The 22,791-nt window shown below is 59.3% G+C and carries 11 protein-coding genes and 2 pseudogenes; 5 read left to right on the forward strand and 8 right to left on the reverse strand.

Annotation, left to right across the window (positions count from 1 at the left end; translation table 11 throughout):
* Positions 1 to 48: 48 nt before the first annotated feature.
* The 5 genes and pseudogenes from mscK to VY732_RS29900 form a co-directional block, all read right to left on the reverse strand.
* Entirely contained in the window at positions 49 to 3,402 is a 3,354-nt protein-coding gene (gene mscK / locus VY732_RS02190) for a mechanosensitive channel MscK (RefSeq protein ID WP_331693679.1), read from the reverse strand.
* Positions 3,403 to 3,436: 34 nt separating this feature from the next.
* Complete coding sequence (locus VY732_RS02195) at positions 3,437 to 5,179, reverse strand: potassium/proton antiporter (RefSeq protein WP_016983888.1); 1,743 nt, start codon at positions 5,177 to 5,179, stop codon at positions 3,437 to 3,439.
* A 341-nt stretch (positions 5,180 to 5,520) separates the two neighbouring features.
* A protein-coding gene (locus VY732_RS02200) for an IS3 family transposase (RefSeq protein ID WP_320413090.1) occupies positions 5,521 to 6,662 on the reverse strand; the annotation gives its coding sequence in 2 pieces (ribosomal slippage) (positions 5,521 to 6,401 and positions 6,401 to 6,662; 1,143 coding nt in all).
* Between the two features lie 322 nt (positions 6,663 to 6,984).
* Positions 6,985 to 7,857 (reverse strand): methyl-accepting chemotaxis protein, encoded by an 873-nt coding sequence (locus VY732_RS29895; protein ID WP_371042268.1) that lies wholly within the window; start codon positions 7,855 to 7,857, stop codon positions 6,985 to 6,987.
* Between the two features lie 30 nt (positions 7,858 to 7,887).
* Positions 7,888 to 8,679: pseudogene (locus tag VY732_RS29900) on the reverse strand (MCP four helix bundle domain-containing protein); the annotation flags it as partial.
* A gap of 210 nt (positions 8,680 to 8,889) precedes the next feature.
* Between VY732_RS29900 and VY732_RS02210 the strand changes: the two are divergent.
* Together VY732_RS02210 and VY732_RS02215 are read left to right on the forward strand one after the other, a co-directional pair.
* Complete coding sequence (locus VY732_RS02210) at positions 8,890 to 9,120, forward strand: hypothetical protein (RefSeq protein WP_331693681.1); 231 nt, start codon at positions 8,890 to 8,892, stop codon at positions 9,118 to 9,120.
* Positions 9,117 to 9,419, forward strand: a complete 303-nt coding sequence (locus VY732_RS02215; protein WP_064117128.1) for a cell division protein ZapA — start codon at positions 9,117 to 9,119, stop codon at positions 9,417 to 9,419. Before VY732_RS02210 ends, VY732_RS02215 begins: the two co-directional genes overlap by 4 nt.
* A gap of 57 nt (positions 9,420 to 9,476) precedes the next feature.
* Here VY732_RS02215 and VY732_RS02220 read toward each other — a convergent pair whose 3' ends face one another.
* A complete protein-coding gene (locus VY732_RS02220; protein ID WP_331693682.1) occupies positions 9,477 to 9,848 on the reverse strand; it encodes a hypothetical protein in 372 nt (123 codons plus the stop codon).
* A gap of 251 nt (positions 9,849 to 10,099) precedes the next feature.
* On the opposite strand from VY732_RS02220, the gene VY732_RS02225 reads away from it, so the two are divergent.
* Positions 10,100 to 12,052 carry a methyl-accepting chemotaxis protein gene (locus tag VY732_RS02225; RefSeq protein ID WP_331693684.1) on the forward strand — a complete coding sequence of 651 codons (1,953 nt, stop codon included), beginning with the start codon at positions 10,100 to 10,102 and terminating at the stop codon, positions 12,050 to 12,052.
* Positions 12,053 to 12,268: 216 nt separating this feature from the next.
* On the opposite strand, the gene VY732_RS02230 is transcribed toward VY732_RS02225, so the two are convergent.
* Both VY732_RS02230 and putA read right to left on the reverse strand, forming a co-directional pair.
* On the reverse strand, positions 12,269 to 14,071 hold the full coding sequence (locus tag VY732_RS02230) for an acyl-CoA dehydrogenase (protein ID WP_331693685.1): 1,803 nt from the start codon (positions 14,069 to 14,071) through the stop codon (positions 12,269 to 12,271).
* Between the two features lie 244 nt (positions 14,072 to 14,315).
* Entirely contained in the window at positions 14,316 to 18,269 is a 3,954-nt protein-coding gene (gene putA / locus VY732_RS02235; protein WP_331693687.1) for a trifunctional transcriptional regulator/proline dehydrogenase/L-glutamate gamma-semialdehyde dehydrogenase, read from the reverse strand.
* 456 nt (positions 18,270 to 18,725) lie between these two features.
* Here putA and putP point away from each other — a divergent pair, with 456 nt between their 5' ends.
* Positions 18,726 to 20,210, forward strand: coding sequence for a sodium/proline symporter PutP (gene putP / locus VY732_RS02240; protein ID WP_077570494.1), 1,485 nt, complete (start codon positions 18,726 to 18,728; stop codon positions 20,208 to 20,210).
* Positions 20,211 to 20,562: 352 nt separating this feature from the next.
* Positions 20,563 to 22,569 (forward strand): annotated as a pseudogene (locus VY732_RS02245) (type VI secretion system Vgr family protein); the annotation flags it as partial.
* Positions 22,570 to 22,791 lie beyond the last annotated feature (222 nt).

Raw genomic sequence — 22,791 nt, forward strand, 5'->3', positions numbered from 1 at the left:
GGGCCGGCTCCAGCAGAATGTCCGAGCATTCTGCTGGGAATAGGCCGGTTAGTCGAGTTTGGCCGGCGGCGGCTCTTGCAGCGGTTTCTGATCGTCGGCGACTGGCACGATGGTTTTGGTTTCCGGCTCGATCGGCACCATCTTGTATTCCTGACCGTGAAGGTTCTTCAGGTAAACCTCCATCTGGCGGAACGAGATGTTGATGTGCTGCTTCTTGAACTCGCGGTTGATGAAGCGGTTGACCTCATCGAGCACCGGGTTACGGTCGCCGAGGTCGCGCACGTGCATGCGCAACTCGTGGTCGAGGGTGCTTTCGCCGAAGTTGAGGAAGTACACGTGCGGCTCGGGTTCCTTGAGCACGCGCGGGTTCTCGCGGGCAGCCTTGAGCAGCAGTTCCTTGACCAGATCCAGGTCCGAGCCGTAATCGACGCCGAGCTTCAGCGTGACGCGAGTGATGGTGTCGGTCAGCGACCAGTTGATCAGTTGTCCGGTGATGAACGTCTTGTTCGGGACAATGATGTCCTTGCGGTCGAAGTCGGTGATGGTCGTGGCGCGGATGCGGATCTTGCTCACCGTGCCCGACAGGTTGCCGATGGTGATGGTGTCACCGATCCGCACCGGTCGTTCGAAGAGGATCATGATGCCGGAGATGAAGTTGGCGAAGATCTCCTGCATACCGAAACCGAGGCCGACCGACAGCGCCGCCACCAGCCATTGCAACTTGTCCCAACTCACACCGAGGGTCGACAGGGTCGAGACAAAACCGACGCCGGCAATCACGTACGACAGCAGGGTCGTGGTCGCGTAGGCACTGCCCTGGGCCAGATTGAGCTTGGACAGCACAAACACTTCGAGCAGGCCCGGCAAGTTGCGCGCGAGGGCGAAGGTGATGCCGATGATGATCAGCGCACCAAGCATGTCGCCGATGCTGATCGGCACCATGCTCATGTTGGCGCCGGTGCCGCTGGTGTATTCGTAGAGGGTGATGTTGTCGAGGTACGAGAACACCGAAATCAGGTCCGACCAGACCCAGTACAGCGCGGCAATGAAACCGCCGAGCAGGGCCAGACGGATCAGGCGCAGGGACTGCTCGTTGACCTTTTCAATGTCCAGCGTCGGCTCTTCGATCACCGCTTCGCCATCGCCGGCTTCTTTCGCTGCCTGACGTTTGGCCAGGGCGCGTTGATAGGCCAGGCGTCGCGCGGCAACGCTCAGACCGCGGACGAAGGTGGCTTCGATCACCAGCCAGAACATCAGCAGGTACAGGGTGTTGATCAGTCGGTCGCTGAGTTTCAGCGCGGTGTAGTAGTAGCCGAAGCACACCGCCACGAACAACGCGATCGGCAGCAGGGTGAACATCACGCCGACCGCTTTACGGAACAGCGAAGTATTCTCGTGGGCCGGGCTGCTGATCAGCAGGCGGCTGAGCAGCCACGCCATCAAGGCGTAGCAGGTCAGCACCACCGGCATGCCGAGCACATCGTCGGCGAGTGCGGCTGGTTGCAGTTCGGCCACGGCGACAATGGTCACCAGCGCCATGACCACCAGACCCAGTCGACGGATCCAGCCCTGGAGGAATTCAACCTGCGGCTTTTCCCAGCGGAAGTGCAGTTCTGCCACACCACCCGGCGCGAGAATCCGGTAAGCGGTATAGAACACCAGCCACGCCTGACCCATTTGCAGCAGCGCCGCGCCCATATTGGCGTTCTGCCCGCGCGCGTCGATCTGCAACGCCAGACCACACAACGCCAGGCCCAACGCGACCGGCATCGCCAACAGAATATTGATCAGAATCGCCTGCGGCGTGTGCCACTGGCTGTCACGTTTGAAGTGACCGATGTCCTGGTGAACCTTGTTCAGTCGCGCGTACAGATTCTTGCGCCGCCACAGCAGCGCGCCGATCAGCAGTGCCAGCGGCAGGAACAGCAACGGGCGCTGGGTCAGACCGTCGGTCAGCTCGCTGAGGCTGGACGCCCATGGCAGGGTGTCGACCTGGCGTTTCAGGCGCTCCGGCACCGCGCGCATCCATTCCAGATCCAGCGGCTTGTTGCTTGGAATCCAGAACATCTGCTCATCGAGCGTCGCACGCAGCCCCTGCGCGGTGCTCAGCAGTTGTTTCTGGTTGAGTTGCAGGGTGATCGACTCGTTGAGCATGGCGCTCAGTTCGCGGTTCAACCGTTCCAGCAGATCGGCGCGGGTGTTGGCCAGATCCAGCAGGTTTTTGCGCAATTGCGGCGTGACCTGTTCCGGCGGCTGCGTGGATAGCAGGTTGTCGACATAGGCGGCCGGATTACTCAGCTGCTCACGCTGCTGGCTGACGTCGAATTGCCACAAGCGAATGTCGGCGATCTGATCCGCCAGGTCGCGGTCGACCTTGAGGCGCGGCAGGGCTTGTTTCTGTTTGTAGAGAATCTTCGACAGCAGCAGGCTGCCCTTGAGCACGCTGATCTGCTCGTCCAGCGCTGAATCGCTTTGGGTCAGGCTGTCGAGTTGCTGTTTGGTCTGCAGATTCTGCTGGGTGACTTCGTTGAGGCGGTCAGTGCTTTTGAGCAGATAGTCGGAGAGCTTGAGGTTGGCCGTGCTTTCGATGGCCAGCAGACTGCTGCTCCCGGCCTTCTGCGCTTCGATCGACTGCTGGGTAACGGTTTCCTGCGATTGCGCCAGACGCTTCTGGTTGATCAGGGTTTGCAGTTCCTGAATCTCGCGGTCGAGGCGATCGGACTTCTCCGAGAGCAGGTCATGCTGAGCGTTGCCCAGATCCTGCAACTGGCTGTTGCCGGCCAGTTCCTGACGGCGCAGCGGAATCAGCGCATTCAGCGCCGCCAATTCGGCGTTCAACTGGTCGCGCTGCTCGGCGGTGACGGTTTTCCCCGCGTCCTTACCGGACTTGAGGGTGTTGTTGATCTGCTGGATGCGCGTCTGGCTGGCGGATATCTCTGCTTGCGCGCGCTCGGGGCGAGTCTGCGCGGTGATGATCAGGCTGTTGGCGTCGGCGAGGGCTTTTTGCAGATCACTTTGCTGGGTCGAGCGATCGGTGAGGATCTGCTCCAACTGCTGGATCGACTCCTTGGGGAAGCGCTGCGCCACCGGCACCGCGGCCGTAGCCTTGAGGCGGGTCAATTCGCGGGTGCTTTCAATGGTCTGCTTGGGCGCAGTGGCCAGTTGCTGCTTGAGATCGATCAGTTTCTGCTCGTAATCACGCTGATTGTTCAGCTGATTGAGCGTGTTCTGCAGGACGGTCTGCAGGCTCTTTTTATCGGCATCCGGCAGTTTGCTGTCGGCGAGCTTGTCGAGGCTGGCCTGCACGGCGTCGCTGGACGGTGGTTCGGCGGCGTAGATCGGGCCGACAGTGAGACTCAGGCCCAGCAGGGCCGCGACGAAAAAGGAGCGCAGGGTAGGCATAGAGACCGGTCAAGCAAGTGAGAGTGGACGCAGTTTAGAGGAAGAGCCCGGGGCCCGGGCGACTTCCTTCGGGGAATCTGACGCCCACTTTGCCGATCTTGTTCCCGTCCATGACCGCAACCGTCCAGTGGGTGTTGTTCCACTCCACCTGGTCACCGACGATCGGCGCACCGCCGACTTTCTGTGCAATGAAGGCGCCCAGGGTCATGTCTGGATCGATGCCCTCGGCTGGCAACCCGTAGAGCGCCGCAACCGCTTTAAGCTGGGCGTCTCCTTCAAGCACGAAATCACCGAAGAAGCGCAGATCGAGGCCGCGTTGCGGCGCTTGGCTGAAGAGTTTTCCGAGGGCGCCGAGGTTGTGTTCATGGCCGATAACACACAGCAAATCATCGACTTCCAGCACCGTACTACCCGACGGATGGAGCAGTTGCTGGCCACGAAACAGTGCCGCGATACGTGTGCCTTCGGGCATTTTCAGCTCACGCAGGGGCGAACCGATGCACCATTTCTCCGCGCCGAGCTTGTAAACGAACAACTCCCACTCGCTGGTGACGTGGACTTCCAGCGCCGCCCGGGAAATCGGCGCCGGCTCCGGCGGTACGGTCACCTTCAACAGCTTGGCCACCCACGGCAGGCTCGTGCCCTGCACCAGCAATGACACCAGCACGATAAAGAACGCGAGGTTGAAGTACAGCTGCGCATTCGGCAGCCCGGCCATCAGCGGGAACACCGCGAGAATGATCGGCACCGCGCCGCGCAGGCCGACCCAGGAAATAAACGCTTTCTCGCGGCCATGGAACGCTTTGAACGGCAGCAGGCCAACCATCACCGACAATGGCCGCGCAAACAGAATCATCCACAGTGCCAGACCGAGAGCGGGCAGGGCGATCGGCAGCAAATCGTGCGGCGTGACCAGCAGGCCGAGCACAAGGAACATGCCGATCTGCGCCAGCCATGCCATGCCGTCGAGCATGTGCAGAATGCCGTGGCGGCTGCGCACTGGGCGGTTGCCGATCACCAGACCGCACAGGTAAACGGCGAGGAAGCCGCTGCCGTGCAGGGCGTTGGTCAGGGCGAACACCACCAGACCGCCAGCGATCACCAGAATCGGATACAGCCCGGCGGCCAGATTGATGCGGTTGACCAGTTGCAGCATCAACCAACCGCCACCGAGGCCGATCACGCCGCCGATGCCGAACTCGCGGATCAGGTGGGTCAACAGGCTCCAGTGCAAACCGGTCTGGCCGCTGGCGAGCATGTCGATCAGGGTCACGGTGAGAAACACCGCCATCGGGTCGTTGCTGCCGGATTCGATTTCCAGGCTGGCGGTAACCCGCTCGTTCAGGCCTTTGCCGCCGAGCAGCGAGAACACCGCCGCTGCGTCCGTTGAGCCGACGATGGCGCCGATCAATAGGCCCTGAATCAGATTGAGATCGAACAGCCAGGCAGCGGCCATGCCGGTCAGCCCGGTGGTAATCAACACCCCGACCGTGGCCAGCGATAACGCCGGCCATAACGCCACGCGGAAACTCGACACCCGCGTACGCAAGCCGCCGTCGAGGAGAATCACTGCGAGTGCGAGGTTGCCGACCAGATAGGCCGTCGGGTAGTTATCGAAAATAATCCCGCCGCCATCGACCCCGGCGGCCATGCCGACCGCGAGAATAATGACCAGAATCGGAATGCCGAGACGGGAAGAGAGTGAGCTGACGAGAATGCTTGCGCCTACCAGCAACGCGCCGATCAAGAACAGGCTGTTGATGGTCGTCGCATTCAAAGGCAGTACTCCAGAAGCGTAAAGACGGGCACAAACTGACCATGCAGTCTGCGTGCCAGCGATTCTAACCTGTTGAAATGTGATGCTGTCAAAAAGGTTTTTACGCTGGCGTGTTCGGGATTTTAGTTCGGCTGAATATTGCAGCCCTCACCCTAGCCCTCTCCCGGAGGGAGAGGGGACTGATCGAGGTGTTTGTGCGAGGTACGCCGACCTGAAATTTCGAGTCGAGCACAGGTTTTGAAAAACACGAAGATCTGCCCCCTTTCCCCCCTCTCCCGGAGGGAGAGGGGACTTGATCTGGTCAAACGATACTGGACACGGTTATAGGGTTTTACCCTTTTTCATGCCGCCAGGGCCTCCATGTCCACCGGAGTTCGGTAGCCATTGTGACTGTGCAGCCTGATCCGATTGTAATAATGGGTCAGGTAGCGCAATACATCGGTACTGGCCTCATCTTCGTTTCGGTAGCCAGCCTTGGGTATCCATTCAGATTTCAAACTGCCAAAGAAACGCTCCATCGGGGCGTTGTCCCAGCAGTTTCCTCGTCGACTCATGCTTTGTTTTATGCGCATGTCCGCCAGCGTTTCACGAAACACTTTACTGCTGTAATGACAGCCCTGATCCGAATGGAACATTAGGTTTTCAGGGCGTCCTCGCGACTCGAAAGCCATCTTTAACGCTCGACAGGTCAGAGCTGAATCCGGACTTCTGGACATCGCCCAGCCGACGATGCGGCGGGCATGCAGATCAAGTACAGCAGCCAGATAAACCCAGTAAGTACCGGCCCAAATGTAAGTCACGTCGCCACACCACACTCGATTGGGGGCCTCGACTTTGAATTTACGCTCCAAATGATTGGGGGCGTATTGCGCCTCCGCACCGCTGGGTTTGTACCGATGCCTGCGCCGTTGCTGGCTCTTCAAACCGAGCTCGCGCATCAGGCTACGAGCCATGTAACGACCTACCGACTCTTTTTCGTTACAAAGCGCTTTTGACAGGCTGCGCGCGCCCATTGAGCCGCGACTTTGCTCATGTAATTCGGCAGCCTTGATCTTTAGGCGATCGCGCCCGACATGCACTTTCGCCCGCTGTTTCAGACGCTCGTAATAACTGCTGCGGTTGATGCCAAACACGCCACACAACTCGGATCTTGGATATTGCTCGCTTAACTCCTCGACCAGCCTTACCGATCGAGGGAATCCGACATCAAGAGAGCTGTAGCCTTTTTTAAAATTTCCTTCTCGCGCTCAATCCGTCGAATTGTTGCTTCCAGTTCCTGGATGCGTTGTTGGTCAACGGTCATGGCCTTGGACTTCTCAGGCGTCTTGCCACTGCGCTCCGCACGCAGTTGCTCAACCCAGCGACGCAGAGCTGTAGGGCCCACGCCCATTGCTTCGCAGGCTTCACTCACCGAATAGTCTTTATCCAAAACCAGGCAAGCCGCATCCCGTTTGAAATCTGTCGAAAAATATCGTCTGGTCAAATCACACCTCGTCGTTGGGCGTAGATTAACGCCCTTTAGGGGTGTCCAGAATCATTAAGCCAGATCAACTGATCGAGGAGTTTGTTCAAGTTGCACCGACCTGAAATTCCGAGTCGAACTCAGGTTTTGAAAAACATGAAGATCTGCCCCCTTTCCCCTCTCCCTCTGGGAGAGGGGACTGATCGCGGTGTTTGTTCAAGTTGCACCGACCTGAAATTCCGGGTCGAACTCAGGTTTTGAAAAACACGAAGATCTGCTCCCTTTCCCCCTCTCCCTCTGGGAGAGGGCTGGGGTGAGGGGCTTTTGATCTTGATCTAAAAATTTACAGGCTGAACCGCCCAACCATGTTGTTCAGGTCCAGCGCCAACCGCGACAGCTCATTACTCGCCGCACTGGTCTGATTCGCGCCGGTCGCCGATTGCACCGACAAATCACGAATATTCACCAGATTGCGATCCACTTCCCGCGCCACCTGCGCCTGCTCTTCAGCCGCGCTGGCGATCACCAGGTTGCGCTCGTTGATCTCGACGATGGCGGTGTTGATGGTGTCCAGCGACATCCCGGCACCCCGGGCGATGTTCAGGGTCGACTCGGCGCGCTCGGTGCTGTTGCGCATCGAATCCACGGCGTGTTCGGTACCGCTCTGAATGCTGCCGATCATCCGCTCGATTTCGCTGGTCGACTGTTGAGTGCGGTGCGCCAAGGCACGTACTTCGTCTGCCACCACGGCAAACCCGCGACCCGCTTCACCGGCACGCGCCGCTTCAATCGCCGCGTTCAGTGCCAGCAGATTGGTTTGGTCGGCCAGACCACGAATCACGTCGAGCACTTTACCGATATCACGGGATTCATTGGCCAGATCGCCGATCAGGCTGGCAGTGCTCTGTACATCGGCGCTCATGCGTTCGATGGCGCTGACGGTTTCCTGGACCAGATCACGACCGTCACCGGCGGAAGTGGTGGCGTTTTTCGAGGCTTCCGAAGTGCTCACGGCGTTGCGCGCGACTTCTTCCACGGCGCTGGTCATCTCGTTGACCGCCGTGGCTGCCTGTTCGATTTCGTTGTTCTGCTGAGTCAGGCCACGTGCGCTTTCGTCGGTGACGCTGTTCAGTTCTTCAGCGGCCGAAGCCAGCTGAGTGGCCGAACCGGAAATGCGCTGCAAGGTGTCACGCAGCTTCGATTGCATCTTCGCCATTGCCGCCAGCAGGCGACCGGCTTCGTCCGTGCCATCAACATGGATCGGCTGGGTCAGATTACCTTCGGCGATGGTTTCCGCCGCTTCCAGTGCTTTCGAAATCGGTTTGGTGATGCTGGTGGTCAGCAGCCAGGCGAACAGGAAGGTCAGGCCAGTGGCGATTACCAGGAGAGTCACTACCAGATCAAACGCCGAAGAGTACTGATCGGCCGCTTGCTGATTGGTCTCGCTGATCTGCTCGCCGTTGATCTGCATCAGACGGTTGAGCACGCTGTTCACTGCTTCGGAGTTGTTCAGCAACTCGGTGTTGAGCAGGGTGCGCAACTCATCGACTTGATTGTTGCGCGACAGGCTCTTCATGCGGTCTTCGATCTGGCGGTATTGGCCGAGCAACTGCACGTACTGGTCGTACGCTGCACGTTCCTCAGGGCTGCCGATCAGTGGCTCGTAGGCCGTTTGAGCCGCGCGAATCTGCTGGTTGCGCATGTCCAGCAACTCAACGGTTTTCTGCTGCACGTCCGGTTCACGGTTGACCAGCAAGCGGTACGACAGCACGCGCAGGCGCAGGGTCAGCTGGGTGAACTCGTCGAGGTTCTTGATGCTCGGCACGCTGCTGGACGAAATGTCTTCGGCGGCGCCGCGGATTTTGCTCATCTGGTTCAGGGCGAACACACCGAGAATCAGCATCAGGCCGCCGATCAGGGCGAAGCCGGTAAACGCCCGTGGGGCGATATTCATATTGCGAAGGGACATGGGGCGGATACCAAGAGAGGGCCGCTTCCATGCGGGCTGAGACTGCGATATGGATGACTTATCGGTCATACGACTAAAGTCTTGAGGCACTGTGCGTATTTGTCGCAGAAGGGCCGGGGCGACGAAGTGCAGGAACCAGATCGGCAGATCACAGTCTTTAAAACTCGCAGGAACGATCCGCCACCAGGAAAATCAAGGCTTTGCGCCGGTTTAACCCTGGCATCCGTGGTGACTTTTCTTTATCGTACGCGCCCTTTGAAAAACGCTTGGAAGATCAAAATGTTGGAAGCATCCCTCAGCCAATTGGAACAGCTCGTCAGCGACCTGGTGCAACAGAACCAGAGCCTTGCGCAAACCAACCAGGCCCTGTCCACGGAACTGGCCCAGGCCAAGGATGAAAACGAAAGCCTGCAACTGAACCTGATGGAGCAGGAAGAAAAGCACGGCGCCACCGCCGCCCGCATTCAAGCCCTGGTTGATCGCGTCAACGCAGGTCCGGTCAGCGCATGAACCACCACACAGCAGGGGTAAAAGTCGTCTCCATTCTCGGGGAGGACTATTCGATCAAGGCACCGGCCGGGGAAGAACAGACCCTGCTGGACGCGGCCATGATGCTCAAGGCAGCGCTGGATGACACCAAGCGCAAATACCCGACATTGATCGGTGACCGCTTGCTGGTGCTCGCGGCGATGAATCTGTGCTCGCAGCAGATTGAAATGAAGAAGCAGCACAAAGAAGAACTCGACCGTTACCAAGAGCAAGTCAGCGCCACGGTCGACACTATCGCCAAGACCATCAATCAGGGTTGATGCGCGTTTTGCAGCGCCTCGGTACTTCGAGGCGCTAATAATCGAACGGCTCTTTGTTTATTGAGTTTTAGTCACTGGTTGCCAGTAAACCTTCCTCGACCATTCTCCATTGGTTTGCTGCGTAAACTCTCCGTGGGACACCCTATAGGTCGTCTTATCGATCGTCACCTCATCTCCGTGTGAAAGCAGGTTTATATATTCTGATCCCGCGATCGGCTGAACTGTACTGTACGTTGCGCCTGAGAACGTGGTGATCGTAGCTTTGTAATGGATTACGGGGAAAACCATGACTTCGGTAAAGTGTTTTCGGATGATCATCGCTTGCACGCTTGAGCCTGCGACAAAATCGCCGACCTGCGCTGATTTCACAAACGTATCGTTGTCAGACATTGTCTGTACGAAGGTTTCAGCTGGACTTGTATCAGCCATTATCTTTCTCCTGCTAGTACAGCATGAGTCTGTGACGCGAATGCTTGGGCACAGACAGGGAACCTGCAATCTATGCCACGCGATGCGACATGTAACCTGTCAGAGTTGACAGTGTTCTCGCTATGAAAGCGGCCCACTTCTTGCTGTTCGAAGATCACTGCTTCAAGCTTTGTCTCTTATTCTTGTGATTTTTGTATACAGTCGGCATAACAGTTGCAGTGTTTCTGCCTCTTATTCTTTGGGGGTGCTCCATGCAGTTGTGGCGACGCAGTATTCAATGGCAGCTGATTCTCAGCATGGGCACCGCCCTGCTGGTCAGTATCCTGATCGTGGTTGGCATTTATACCCTGGTGGTCAACCGCCTCGCCCAGAGCTATCTGGTCGAACAAGCACTGCCGTCGAGCATTGAAGCGACGCGCAACGATATCGAACGCATCCTCGTGCAACCGCTGACGGCGGCCAAGGATATTGCCAGCAATACGATGGTCCGCGACTGGCTCGCTACTGGCGAAGACGGCAGCAAAACGGCGGGCTTCGCGCAGTATCTGGAAGGCATCCGCGCCGAACATAAAGCTTTTACTGCTTTGATCATCGGCACCGAATCCAATCACTACATCACCGAAAAAGGCCTGGATCGCACCCTCAGCCGTTCAAAACCGGCTGACGCGTGGTTCTATTCCTTCCTCGACAGCGATCAGCCGCGCACTCTGAATATCGACAACGACGGGGCGACCGGAGAGTTGGCGCTGTTCATCGATTTGAAGGTCGAGCAGGCCGGTAAGGTGGTCGGTGTGGCCGGGCTCGGCTTGAGCATGAAAGAGCTGTCGGAGCTGATCCACAATTTCAGCTTTGGTGAGCGCGGCAAGGTCTATCTGGTGCGTTCCGACGGTTTGATTCAGGTGCATCCGGAAGCGCAGTTCAGCGGCAAACGCACCTTGAGCGAGCAGATTGGCGCCAATGCGGCGCAGTCCGTCATGGGCCAACTCTCTACCTCAAAGGCTGCCGCCGTCAGCAGCAGCTTCCAACGGGATGGCGAAGACTTCCTCGCCTTCAGCCTGCCGTTGCGTGGTCTAGGCTGGACCCTCGTGGCCGAAGTGCCGCAATCGCAGATCTACGCCGAGGCGCGCAAAGCCATGTGGATGAGCGGCGGTATCGGTCTGGCCGTGGCGCTGGTGTGCCTCGCTTTGGTGGTGTGGCTGGCGCAAGGTCTGGTGCGGCCGATTCGCCAAGTAACAGCTGCGCTGGTAGCAATCGGTAGCGGCGGTGGAGATTTGACCCACCGGTTAGATTCCAGCCGTGCCGATGAGCTGGGCGACCTCGCCCGGGGCTTCAACCGCTTCCTCGACAGCCAGCGCGGCATGATCGGTGAAGTGCTGACCACCAGCGAGCGTCTGCGTACGGCCGTGGGGCAGGTGGCGAAAGTGGTGGAGAACACTGCTGAACGTTCTGGCCGTCAGCAGGAAATGACCGACATGGTTGCCACCGCCGTTCATGAAATGGGTCTCACCGTGCAGGAGATTGCGCAGAACGCTGGTAATGCGGCGCTCGCCTCGCAGACCGCGCGGGATGAAGCGATGCAGGCGCGGGAAGTGGTCGGTGGCTCGATCAAGCATATTGAAAGCATGTCCGATGAGATTCGTGTGGCGGCGGGCGCGGTCGGCGAGTTGGCGCATCAAGTCGCGTCGATTGATTCGGTGCTGGCGGTGATTCGCGGCGTGTCCGAGCAGACCAATCTGTTGGCGCTCAATGCCGCCATTGAAGCGGCGCGAGCCGGGGATATGGGGCGAGGTTTCGCCGTTGTCGCCGATGAAGTGCGGACGTTGGCGCGACGCACGCAGGCGTCCACCGACGAAATTCAGCAGATGATCGGCAGCCTCAAGCAAGGTGCGGAAAACGCCGTGTCGTCGATGCGTACCGGCCAGGCCGCGACCGGCACCGGGGTTGAGTCGAGCCAGCGCACCGGGGCGTCGTTGACCGCGATTACCGGTCAGGTCGAGCGCATCAGCGATATGAATCATCAGGTGGCGACGGCGACGGAAGAGCAGTCGGCGGTGACTGAAGAGATCAACCGTAACGTGCAGGGGATTTCTGATTTGGCGCGGGCGACGGCGGGGGAGGTTCGGGCCTGTCGTGAGGATTGTCAGATGTTGCAGAAGCTGGCGGATGATCTGGCGCGGCAGATGGGTGGGTTCAAGTTGAGTTGAGTGTTGAGCCAGAAAAGCCCCTCACCCTAACCCTCTCCCAGAGGGAGAGGGGACTGAGTGTGGGATGCTTTAGAAGTACGCCGACCTGAAAATGCTGCGATGAATCCATAATCGACTGGATTTTTCAGGTCGATGTATAGCGCCAGACATCTCGGTCGGCCCCCTCTCCCTACGGGCGGTCCGACGTTTCGGGAGGGCTGGGGTGAGGGTCGGCTTTCAGAACCACGCATCCTGCATCGCCAGGCACGTATCATCCCGCGCCTCCAGCAACGTCAGTTCATGGTGGCAACCCGGCACTTCCCACGTCAGAAAATACCGCGCCGCCTGCAACTTGCCTTTATAGAAGTCAGCATCCGCCACATTCCCCTTCGCCAACCCTTCCTCGGCACGAATCGCCTGTTCCAGCCAGCGCCAGCCAATCACCGTGTGCCCGAACACCTTCAGGTACAGCGCCGAATTCGCCAGGCTGCTGTTGACCTTGCCCTGTGCCAGATCGGTCAGCAGGCCGATGGTCACCGTTTGCAGGCGAGCTACCAGTTTCTCTAAAGGCTCACGCAATGCAGTCAGCGAGTCGTACGCTGTCGCGCGTTCAGCGGTGTTGGCAATCAGGCGAATCAGTTGCTTGAGCCCCGCGCCGCCGTTCTGCGCCAATTTACGCCCGAGTAAGTCCAGCGATTGAATGCCATGGGTGCCTTCGTGGATCGGGTTCAAGCGGTTGTCGCGGTAATACTGCTCCACCGGGTATTCACGGGTGTAGCCGTGGCCGCCAAGAATCTGGATCGCCAGTTCGTTGGCCTTGAGGCAGAACTCCGACGGCCAGGATTTGACGATTGGCGTCAGCAGATCCAGCAATTCATGAGCCTGTTTACGTTCGGCTTCGCTCTCAAGTGTGGTGGTGTCATCGAACAAACGCGCCGCGTACAGACCGAGATCAAATGCACCTTCGACGTAGGATTTTTGCGTCAAGAGCATGCGTCGTACATCGGCGTGTTGAATGATCGCCACCGGAGCGGTGGTCGGGTCCTTGCTGTCCGGCACTCGGCCCTGCGGCCGCTCGCGGGCGTACTCCAGCGAATACAGATAACCGGCATAACCGAGCATCACCGCGCCCATGCCGACGCCGATCCGCGCCTCGTTCATCATCTGGAACATGTAACTCAAACCGTGATGCGGCTTGCCGACCAGATAGCCGACACACTCACCGTTATCGCCGAAGTTCAACGCCGTGGAAGTGGTGCCGCGCCAGCCCATCTTGTGGAACAGCCCCGCCAGCAGCACGTCGTTGCGTTGGCCCAAGCTCCCGTCATCGTTGACGAGAAATTTCGGCACGATAAACAGCGAAATGCCTTTAACACCCGCAGGTGCGTCGGGCAGCTTGGCCAGGACCATGTGCACGATGTTTTCCGACAGCGGGTGATCGCCGCCGGAAATGAAGATCTTGTTGCCCTTCAGACGATAGGTGCCGTCGGACGCAGGCTCGGCGCGCGTACGAATATCCGACAGCGATGAACCGGCATGGGGTTCGGTCAGTGCCATGGTGCCGAAGAAGCGGCCATCGATCATCGGTTGCAGGAAGCGTTGTTTCTGCTCGTCCGTGCCAAAACTCTCGATCAGATTCGCCGCGCCCATGGTCAGGAACGGGTAGGACGTCGAAGCGGCGTTGGCTGACTGGAAATGCGCGAAGCAGGCTTGCGATAGCAGCGTAGGAAGTTGCATGCCGCCGGCGTCGAAACTTCTCGCGGCGTTGAGGAATCCAGCCTCGAGGAAGGCATCCACCGCCGGTTTCACTTCAGGAATCAGAATTGCCTGACCGTCCTCGTAGCGCGGCTCGTTCTCGTCGCCCTTGCGGTTGTGCGGCGCAAAGTACTTCTCGGCGATGTTGCGCGCGGTGCCGATGGCGGCGTCGAAGGTCTCGCGGTTGTGCTCGGCAAAGCGCTCACGCCGGGTCAGGCCCTCGGCATCGAGGACTTCATACAGCTCGAAAGCCAGATTGCGGGAACTGAGCAGCGTCTCGGACATGGCGGCCTACCTGAAATTGGGGTTGGGCCGAGTCTAGGCGTGCTGATAAAGGCTGAACAGGATGATTGATGAGAGTGATGCAGAGGTGAGGGCGACACTAATCAAATGTAGGAGTGAGCCTGCTCGCGATAGCGGTCTGTCAGACACATTTATTTTGACTGACAGACCGCTATCGCGAGCAGGCTCACTCCTACAGGGAAGTGCATTCCAGGCGGCCGTTGCGGTCGCCTGGAGTTACAGCGGTTTAGCCGATGGTCATCAAGCTCGCATTACCACCCGCCGCAGCGGTGTTAACACTCAACGCCCGCTCAATCACCAGACGCTCCAGCGCAATATTGGTCTCGCCCTGGGACAAGCCCTGAACCCCAACAATCGCGCCGGCACGCTTGGCAATCTGCTGGCAGACACCGCGCAACTGGTCGGAATGGCCGTGATGCAGAACCGCATCAAACACCACTTCGTCTTTATTCCAGTCAGCAACCAGCTTGATCCGCGCCTGAATCTCCTTCGGCAGGCGTGCGAACAGTGCCTTGCTGATGTCGGACTCTGGCCATACCGCCGAACCGCCTACCGCCAGCACCGCAGCCAGTTGCGTCAGCAGATCACCTTCAACCTCGGCCAGGCAGAGCACGTGCTCGCGCGGCAGGATGGCGTAGCTGTTCTTCTCGCCGGTCGGGCCGGCCAGCACGCGAGTGATGCCGCTCTGCGATTGCGCAGCGTACTGCACGCACAGCGTGCTCAGGTCAGCGTATTTGTTGCTGTCAGCCCAGGCTTTCAGCGCGTTCAGCGGTTTGCTCATGGCGTCGCGCAAACGAACGTCCGGGGCGATAACGGCATCACCGCGAGCGAAGGATTGTTCGATGGCGTCGGTAGGACGTGTCGCCAGCAAGCGGTACAGATACAGCGGGCCGCCGGCTTTCGGGCCAGTACCCGAGAGGCCTTCGCCGCCGAATGGCTGCACGCCGACCACGGCACCAACGATGTTGCGGTTAACGTAGACGTTACCGGCGTTGACGTTGTCGATCACCTTGGCGATGGTCTCGTCGATGCGCGTGTGCACGCCGAGGGTCAGGCCATAACCGGAAGCGTTGATCTGGCCGATCAGTTGATCGATCTCTTTGCGCTTGTAGCGCACCACGTGCAGCACCGGCCCGAAGATCTCGCGTTGCAGCTCGTCGAAGCTTTCCAGCTCGATCAGCGTCGGCATGACGAAGGTGCCGCGTTTGACTTCTTCGGTGTCAGCGATGGCCACTTGGTAGACGTTGCGACCTTTGTCGCGCATGCCCTGGATGTGCTTGTCGATGCCCGCCTTGGCTTCGGCATCGATCACCGGGCCGATGTCCACGGACAGGCGCTCCGGGTTGCCGAGACGGCTTTCGGCCATGGCACCTTTGAGCATTTCGATGACGCGATCAGCGGAATCTTCCTGCAAGCACAGTACCCGCAGCGCCGAGCAACGCTGACCCGCGCTGTCGAAGGCCGAGGACACTACGTCGATGACGACTTGTTCGGTCAGTGCCGAGGAATCGACGATCATCGCGTTCTGGCCACCGGTTTCGGCGATCAGCGGAATCGGACGGCCCTGGCTGTCGAGACGGCCAGCGATGTTGCGTTGCAGCAGACGCGCGACTTCGGTGGAGCCGGTGAACATCACGCCTTTGACGCGCTCATCACCGACCAGACCGGCGCCGACGGTTTCACCGCGACCCGGCAGCAGTTGCAGCACGCCTTCCGGAATCCCGGCTTCGAGCAGTAAGCGCACGGCTTGAGCCGCCACCAGTGGAGTTTGCTCGGCAGGTTTGGCCAATACCGGGTTACCGGCAGCCAGAGCGGCAGCGACTTGACCGCTGAAGATCGCCAGCGGGAAGTTCCACGGGCTGATGCACACCACCGGACCCAGTGGGCGGTGGGCGTCGTTGCTGAAATCGTTGCGCGTCTGCACTGCGTAATAACGCAGGAAGTCGACCGCTTCACGGACTTCGGCAATGGCGTTGGCGAAAGTCTTGCCGGCTTCGCGAGCCAGCAGGCCCATCAGCGGCTGAATCTCGCCTTCCATCAAGTCAGCGGCACGCTCCAGAATCGCCGCGCGTTCGGCCGGCGGAGTGGCCTGCCAGATCGGTGCGGCGTTCAGCGCGCATTGAATGGCGTTGTCGACGTCTTCGACGGTGGCTTCTTGAACGTGGCCGACCACATCACGGTGATCTGCCGGGTTCAGCACCGCTGCCGGCGTTTCATTGCTGGAAGCGCAACCGAGCATCGGCGCGGCTTTCCAGTCGTTGTGCGCGGTGGCGAGCAGGGCGCAGGACAGCGAAGCCAGGCGATGTTCGTTGGCCATGTCGATGCCGCTGGAGTTGGCGCGCTCAGCACCGTACAGGTCACGCGGCAGCGGAATGCGCGGGTGCGGCAGGCCGAAGCCACCTTCCACAGTCGCCATCTGCTCGATCTGCGCCACCGGATCGGCCACCAGCTCCTGAATCGAAATCGACTGGTCGGCGATGCGGTTGACGAACGAGGTGTTCGCACCGTTTTCCAGCAAGCGACGTACGAGGTACGCCAGCAGGGTTTCGTGGGTGCCGACCGGTGCGTACACGCGGCACGGACGGTTCAGCTTGCCGTCGGCAACTTTGCCTACAACTTGTTCGTAAAGCGGTTCGCCCATGCCGTGCAGGCACTGGAATTCGTACTGGCCGGGGTAATAGTTCTGACCGGCAATGTGGTAAATCGCCGACAGGGTGTGGGCGTTGTGCGTGGCGAACTGCGGGTAGATGACTTCCGGCACCGACAGCAGTTTGCGTGCGCAAGCGATGTAGGAAACGTCGGTGTACACCTTGCGGGTGTAGACCGGATAGCCTTCCAGACCTTCGACCTGGGCGCGCTTGATCTCGCTGTCCCAGTACGCGCCTTTCACCAGACGGATCATCAGGCGATGACGGCTGCGGCGAGCCAGGTCGATCACGTAGTCGATCACGTACGGGCAACGCTTCTGGTACGCCTGGATGACGAAACCGATGCCGTTCCAGCCAGTCAGTTGTGGCTCGAAGCACAGGCGCTCAAGCAGATCCAGCGACAGTTCGAGACGGTCGGCTTCTTCGGCGTCGATGTTCAGGCCGATGTCGTATTGCTTGGCCAGCAGGGTCAGCGACAGCAGACGCGGGTACAGCTCGTCCATCACACGCTCGTACTGCGCACGGCTGTAACGCGGGTGCAGTGCCGAGAGCTTGATGGAAATGCCCGGGCCTTCATAAATCCCACGGCCGTGGGACGCTTTGCCGATCGAGTGAATGGCTTGTTCGTACGACGCCAGGTACTTCTGCGCATCGTGTTCGGTCAGTGCCGCTTCACCGAGCATGTCGTAGGAATAACGGAAGCCCTTGGCTTCGAACTTGCTCGCGTTGGCCAGCGCTTCGGCGATGGTTTCGCCGGTGACGAACTGCTCGCCCATCAGGCGCATGGCCATGTCGACGCCCTTGCGGATCATCGGCTCGCCGCTCTTGCCGATGATGCGGCTCAGCGAAGAGGTCAGGCCAGCTTCGTTGTGCGTCGAGACCAGTTTGCCGGTCAGCAGCAAGCCCCAAGTGGCGGCGTTGACGAACAGCGACGGGCTGTTGCCCAAGTGCGGATGCCAGTTGCCGGTGCTGATCTTGTCGCGGATCAGGGCATCGCGAGTGCCCTTGTCCGGGATACGCAGCAGTGCTTCGGCCAGGCACATCAGTGCCACACCTTCCTGGGACGACAGGGAAAATTCCTGCAGCAGGCCCTGAACAATGCCTGCGCGACCGCCGGCACTTTTCTGGTTACGCAGTTTTTCCGCGATGGAGGCGGCGAGTTTGTTGGTGGCTTCAGCCATGGCTACCGGCAGGCGAGCCTGTTCGATCAGCATTGGCACCACTTCCGGCTCAGGGCGACGGTAGGCAGCGGTGATCGAGGCGCGCAGAACTGACTGCGGCAGGATGCTTTCAGCGAATTCGAGGAAGCATTGGTGGGCGTGATCGGTGTGGACTTCGCCCGCCTCATCGGCGTCCTTGGCGGTCAAACCGTTCAGCTCGGTCAGGGTTGCACCACCCTCGAGTTTTTCCAGGTAATTGAAAATTGCCTGCTTGATCAACCAGTGCGGTGTGCGATCAATCGAGGTCGCGGCCGCCTTCAGGCGCTCGCGGGTCGGGTCATCGAGTTTGACCCCAAGGGTGGTGGTAGCCATATTTTTATCCTCATGGTTGCCACAGTTGCGTGGCATCAGCTGGCGGCAAGATTAGCCGTGCGCTGAGAGAGGTGCAACCGGGTGCAACCCTTTTTTTGTCGGAAAAATAAACGCTTCGTCAGGAATTATTTTCTGGTACGCAAGTGCCGCACTTGCTTGGTGCTTTTGCTTCTAGCAACGCGCTTGGACTGCACTAAAAGGGAGCAAAAACTGCCTGTTTCTCGGAATATCCGACTAGGTGCAACTAATTCGCGCGAAACTGGTTGCACCTTTTTGGTTTGTTGCATAGCATTCGCGCCCTAGGTGCAACCGGGATAACCCGGTGCATCGGCTGGTGGCTTTCCTGGGGAAACATCAGTCCTAAATGCGCGGGATCTGAAATCGTCTGCCAAACGTCGTCGTTTGCGCGCGGTTCATCACCGCTGCTACATAAAAACAAAGCCAGGGCGTAACTTAATGAGCGTAAGCAATCCAACACTGATCACGTTCGTGATCTACATCGCAGCAATGGTGCTGATCGGCTTCATGGCCTATCGCTCCACCAATAACCTGTCTGACTATATTCTTGGCGGCCGTAGCCTGGGCAGCGTCGTCACCGCGCTGTCTGCCGGTGCTTCCGACATGAGCGGCTGGTTGTTGATGGGCCTGCCGGGCGCCATCTACATGTCCGGTCTGTCCGAAAGCTGGATCGCCATCGGCCTGATCGTCGGTGCTTATCTGAACTGGCTGTTCGTCGCCGGCCGTCTGCGTGTGCAGACCGAGCACAACGGCGATGCCCTGACCCTGCCGGACTACTTCTCCAGCCGTTTCGAAGACAAAAGCGGCCTGCTGCGGATCATCTCGGCGATCGTGATTCTGGTGTTCTTCACCATTTACTGCGCCTCCGGCATCGTGGCTGGCGCCCGTCTGTTCGAAAGCACCTTCGGCATGTCTTACGAGACGGCGCTGTGGGCCGGTGCTGCGGCGACGATTGCCTACACCTTCGTTGGCGGTTTCCTCGCGGTGAGCTGGACTGACACCGTACAAGCCACGCTGATGATTTTCGCGCTGATCCTCACGCCGATCATCGTCCTGCTGGCTACCGGCGGCGTCGACACCACGTTCCTCGCCATCGAAGCGCAAGATCCAAGCAATTTCGACATGCTCAAAGGCACCACTTTCATCGGCATCATCTCGCTGATGGGCTGGGGTCTGGGCTACTTCGGTCAACCGCACATCCTCGCCCGATTCATGGCGGCGGATTCGGTGAAATCGATCGCCAAGGCGCGTCGCATTTCCATGACCTGGATGATCCTGTGCCTGGGTGGCACCGTGGCCGTGGGCTTCTTCGGTATCGCGTACTTCTCGGCACACCCGGAAGTGGCCGGTCCCGTGACCGAGAACCACGAGCGTGTGTTCATCGAACTGGCCAAGATCCTCTTCAACCCATGGATTGCCGGCGTGCTGCTGTCGGCCATTCTGGCCGCTGTGATGAGTACTTTGAGCTGCCAGTTGCTGGTGTGCTCGAGCGCCCTGACCGAAGACTTCTACAAAACCTTCCTGCGTAAATCCGCTTCGCAACTGGAGCTGGTCTGGGTCGGCCGCGCCATGGTGCTGTTGGTTGCACTGATCGCGATCGCCCTGGCGGCCAACCCGGAAAACCGCGTACTGGGTCTGGTGTCCTACGCTTGGGCCGGTTTCGGTGCTGCGTTCGGTCCGGTTGTGCTGATCTCGGTTATCTGGAAAGAAATGACCCGCGACGGCGCACTGGCCGGTATCCTGGTCGGCGCGATCACCGTGGTGGTGTGGAAGCATTTCGAGGTGATGGGTCTGTACGAAATCATCCCGGGCTTCATCTTCGCCAGCCTGGCCATCTACATCGTCAGCAAGATGGGCGAGCCGACCAGAGGCATGGTGCAGCGCTTCGAAGCAGCGGAAAAAGATTTCCACTTGAACAAGTGATTGTTCTGAGCTGAAGCTCACCCGAAAACGGCCCGTTTCCTACAGGAGACGGGCCGTTTTTTTGTGCCTGTGATTTATCTGATTCACCGCGCTCCCCTGTAGGAGTGAGCCTGCTCGCGATAGCGGTGTGTCAGTCGACATCAATGCTGAATGTCAGACCGCTATCGCGAGCAGGCTCACTCCTACAAGGTTCGGTGCTGGGTTTGGGGGATTTGTCTGTAGTTGAAGGCGCCGCTTTTTGCAGGTTTTTTCGTCAATGAGGGTAGGGCAAATCTGATTTTCCCGTCACCCATTCATCACCCCTTGCCCCTCATGCAGAATCGCCCGCCCTCACACTGCAGAGAGACATCGGATGTTCGCGCCTGCCAATCAACCGCGTTTCACGTTGACCCTCGAAGGCGCCCAACATGACCTCAAAGTCCTTGAGTTCACGGGCAAGGAAGCCATCAGCCAACCCTTTCGTTTCGAGCTGGAACTGGTCAGTGAGCGACCGGACCTGGACCTCGAAAGCCTGCTGCACTGTCAGGCGTTTCTGAGTTTTGATGATCAGGGTTCTGGTGTTCATGGTCAGATTTATCAGGTCGGGCAGGGCGATTCGGGGAAACGTCTGACGCGCTATCACTTAAGCCTCGTGCCACGTCTGACGTATCTGGGACACCGCATCAATCAGCGGATTTTCCAGCATCAGAGCGTGCCGCAAATTGTTGCGCAGGTGCTTAAGGATCACGCGATCCTTCGGGATGCTTTCGAGTTTCGGTTAGGCAGCGAATACCCGGTTCGCGAGTATTGCGTGCAGTACGCCGAAAGTGATCTGGCATTCGTTCAGCGATTGTGTGCTGAGGTCGGCATTCATTACCACTTTCAGCACAGCCCCGACGGACATCTGTTGGTGTTCGGCGACGATCAAACCGTGTTCCCGCGATTGGCCGAGCCAACGCTTTATCTGCCCGGTAGCGGCATGTCTGCCGGGGCGCCGGCGATCAAGCGCTTCAATGTGCGTGTGGAAACCCGTACCAGCGTGGTCACCCGGCGTGACTACAACTTCGAAAAGCCGCGCCTGCAACTGGAGAGTCGCATCGACGGCGAGCAACGCCCCGTGCTCGAGGACTACCACTTTCCCGGGCAATTCGATAATCGTGAAACCGGCAAACACCTGGCCCAACGGGCGCTTGAAAGGCATGTCGCCGACTACCGTCAGGCCGAGGGCATCAGCGATGAATCCGCACTGGTTTGCGGACACTTCCTGCACCTCAGCGAGCACCCACGTCAGAGCTGGAATGACCTTTGGCTGCTGACCGCCATCGAGCACCGTGGGCGACAGCCGCAAGTGCTGGAGGAGTCGGTAACCAGCGATGGCGAGGGATTTCAGGGGTACCGTAATAGCTTTCTCGCCATGCCGTGGGACGTGTTTTTCCGCCCGGCGCTGGGGCCGGAAAAACCACGCATGCCCGGTTACCAACCGGCGGTTGTGACCGGGCCGAAAGACACCGAAATCCACTGCGACGAGTACGGTCGGGTCAAGGTGCAACTGGCCTGGGATCGCGACGGTGAATTGAACGAGCATTCCAGTTGCTGGCTGCGCGTCGCCACCGGTTGGGCCCATGATCGTTACGGCAGCGTGCTGATTCCGCGCGTCGGCATGGAAGTGCTGGTCGGCTTCATTGATGCCGATGCCGACAAACCCTTGGTCGTGGGCTGCCTGCCAAACGCCGCGACGCCGGTTCCGCTGGATCTGCCGGCGGACAAGACCCGCAGTGTTTTCCGCAGCCAGAGCACCCCCGGTGGCGGTGGCTACAACGAACTGCGTATCGAGGATCGCAAAGGCGCCGAGGAAATCTATCTGCGCGCCCAGCGCAACTGGACGCAGCATGTGTTGAATGATCAACAGGTGCAGGTCGATAACCAGCGCAGCATTGTTGTCACCGGTACTGCGCGGCATGAGTTGAAGGCTGATGAGCAGCGCATTACTCACGGTCAGCGCCAGACTGAAGTGAAACAGGACGATCATCTGAGCGTGATCGGCGACCGGCATATTCGCGTGAGCAATCAGGCGATCAGCGCCAGTGGGCAATTCCACGTCAGCGCCGGTCAGCAAGTGGTCATCGACGGTGGCGCGAGTGCGACGATTCAGGCCGGCGGGCAGTGGATCAACATCGGTCCCGGCGGCATTTTCAGCAGCGTGCCGATTGTCGTGGGCGGCGCGCCGATGGCGGCGATGAGTGCCGCGCCGGTTGTACCGGGATTGCCGGAGAAAATCGCCGCCGCGCCGGCTGCAATGCTGACGGCTGCACAAATCATGAGCTTCAAGGGTGACGCGCCATTCTGCGAAGAGTGTGAGCGTTGCAAGGATGGTGTCTGCCCGACGCCAAATGCATTGACCCCATCCCCAAAGTCCTCAGCCCGGCCGGCGCCTTCGGGCGCTGAGCCGGGCTTTCACATTGTTGAGCAGGGAATGTCTCGGTCTGCGCTTGAATCGATACTGTTCCCGCAGCCGGATCCGGCCGTGCTGGATAAATTTCGCAGCCTGAATCCGCAACTCACTGAGTTTGCCAAACCTGGGCAACTGATCGTCCTGAGCGAT

It is taken from the genome of Pseudomonas sp. ZY71 (assembly GCF_036542145.1).
Taxonomy (GTDB): Bacteria; Pseudomonadota; Gammaproteobacteria; order Pseudomonadales; family Pseudomonadaceae; genus Aquipseudomonas; species Aquipseudomonas koreensis_A.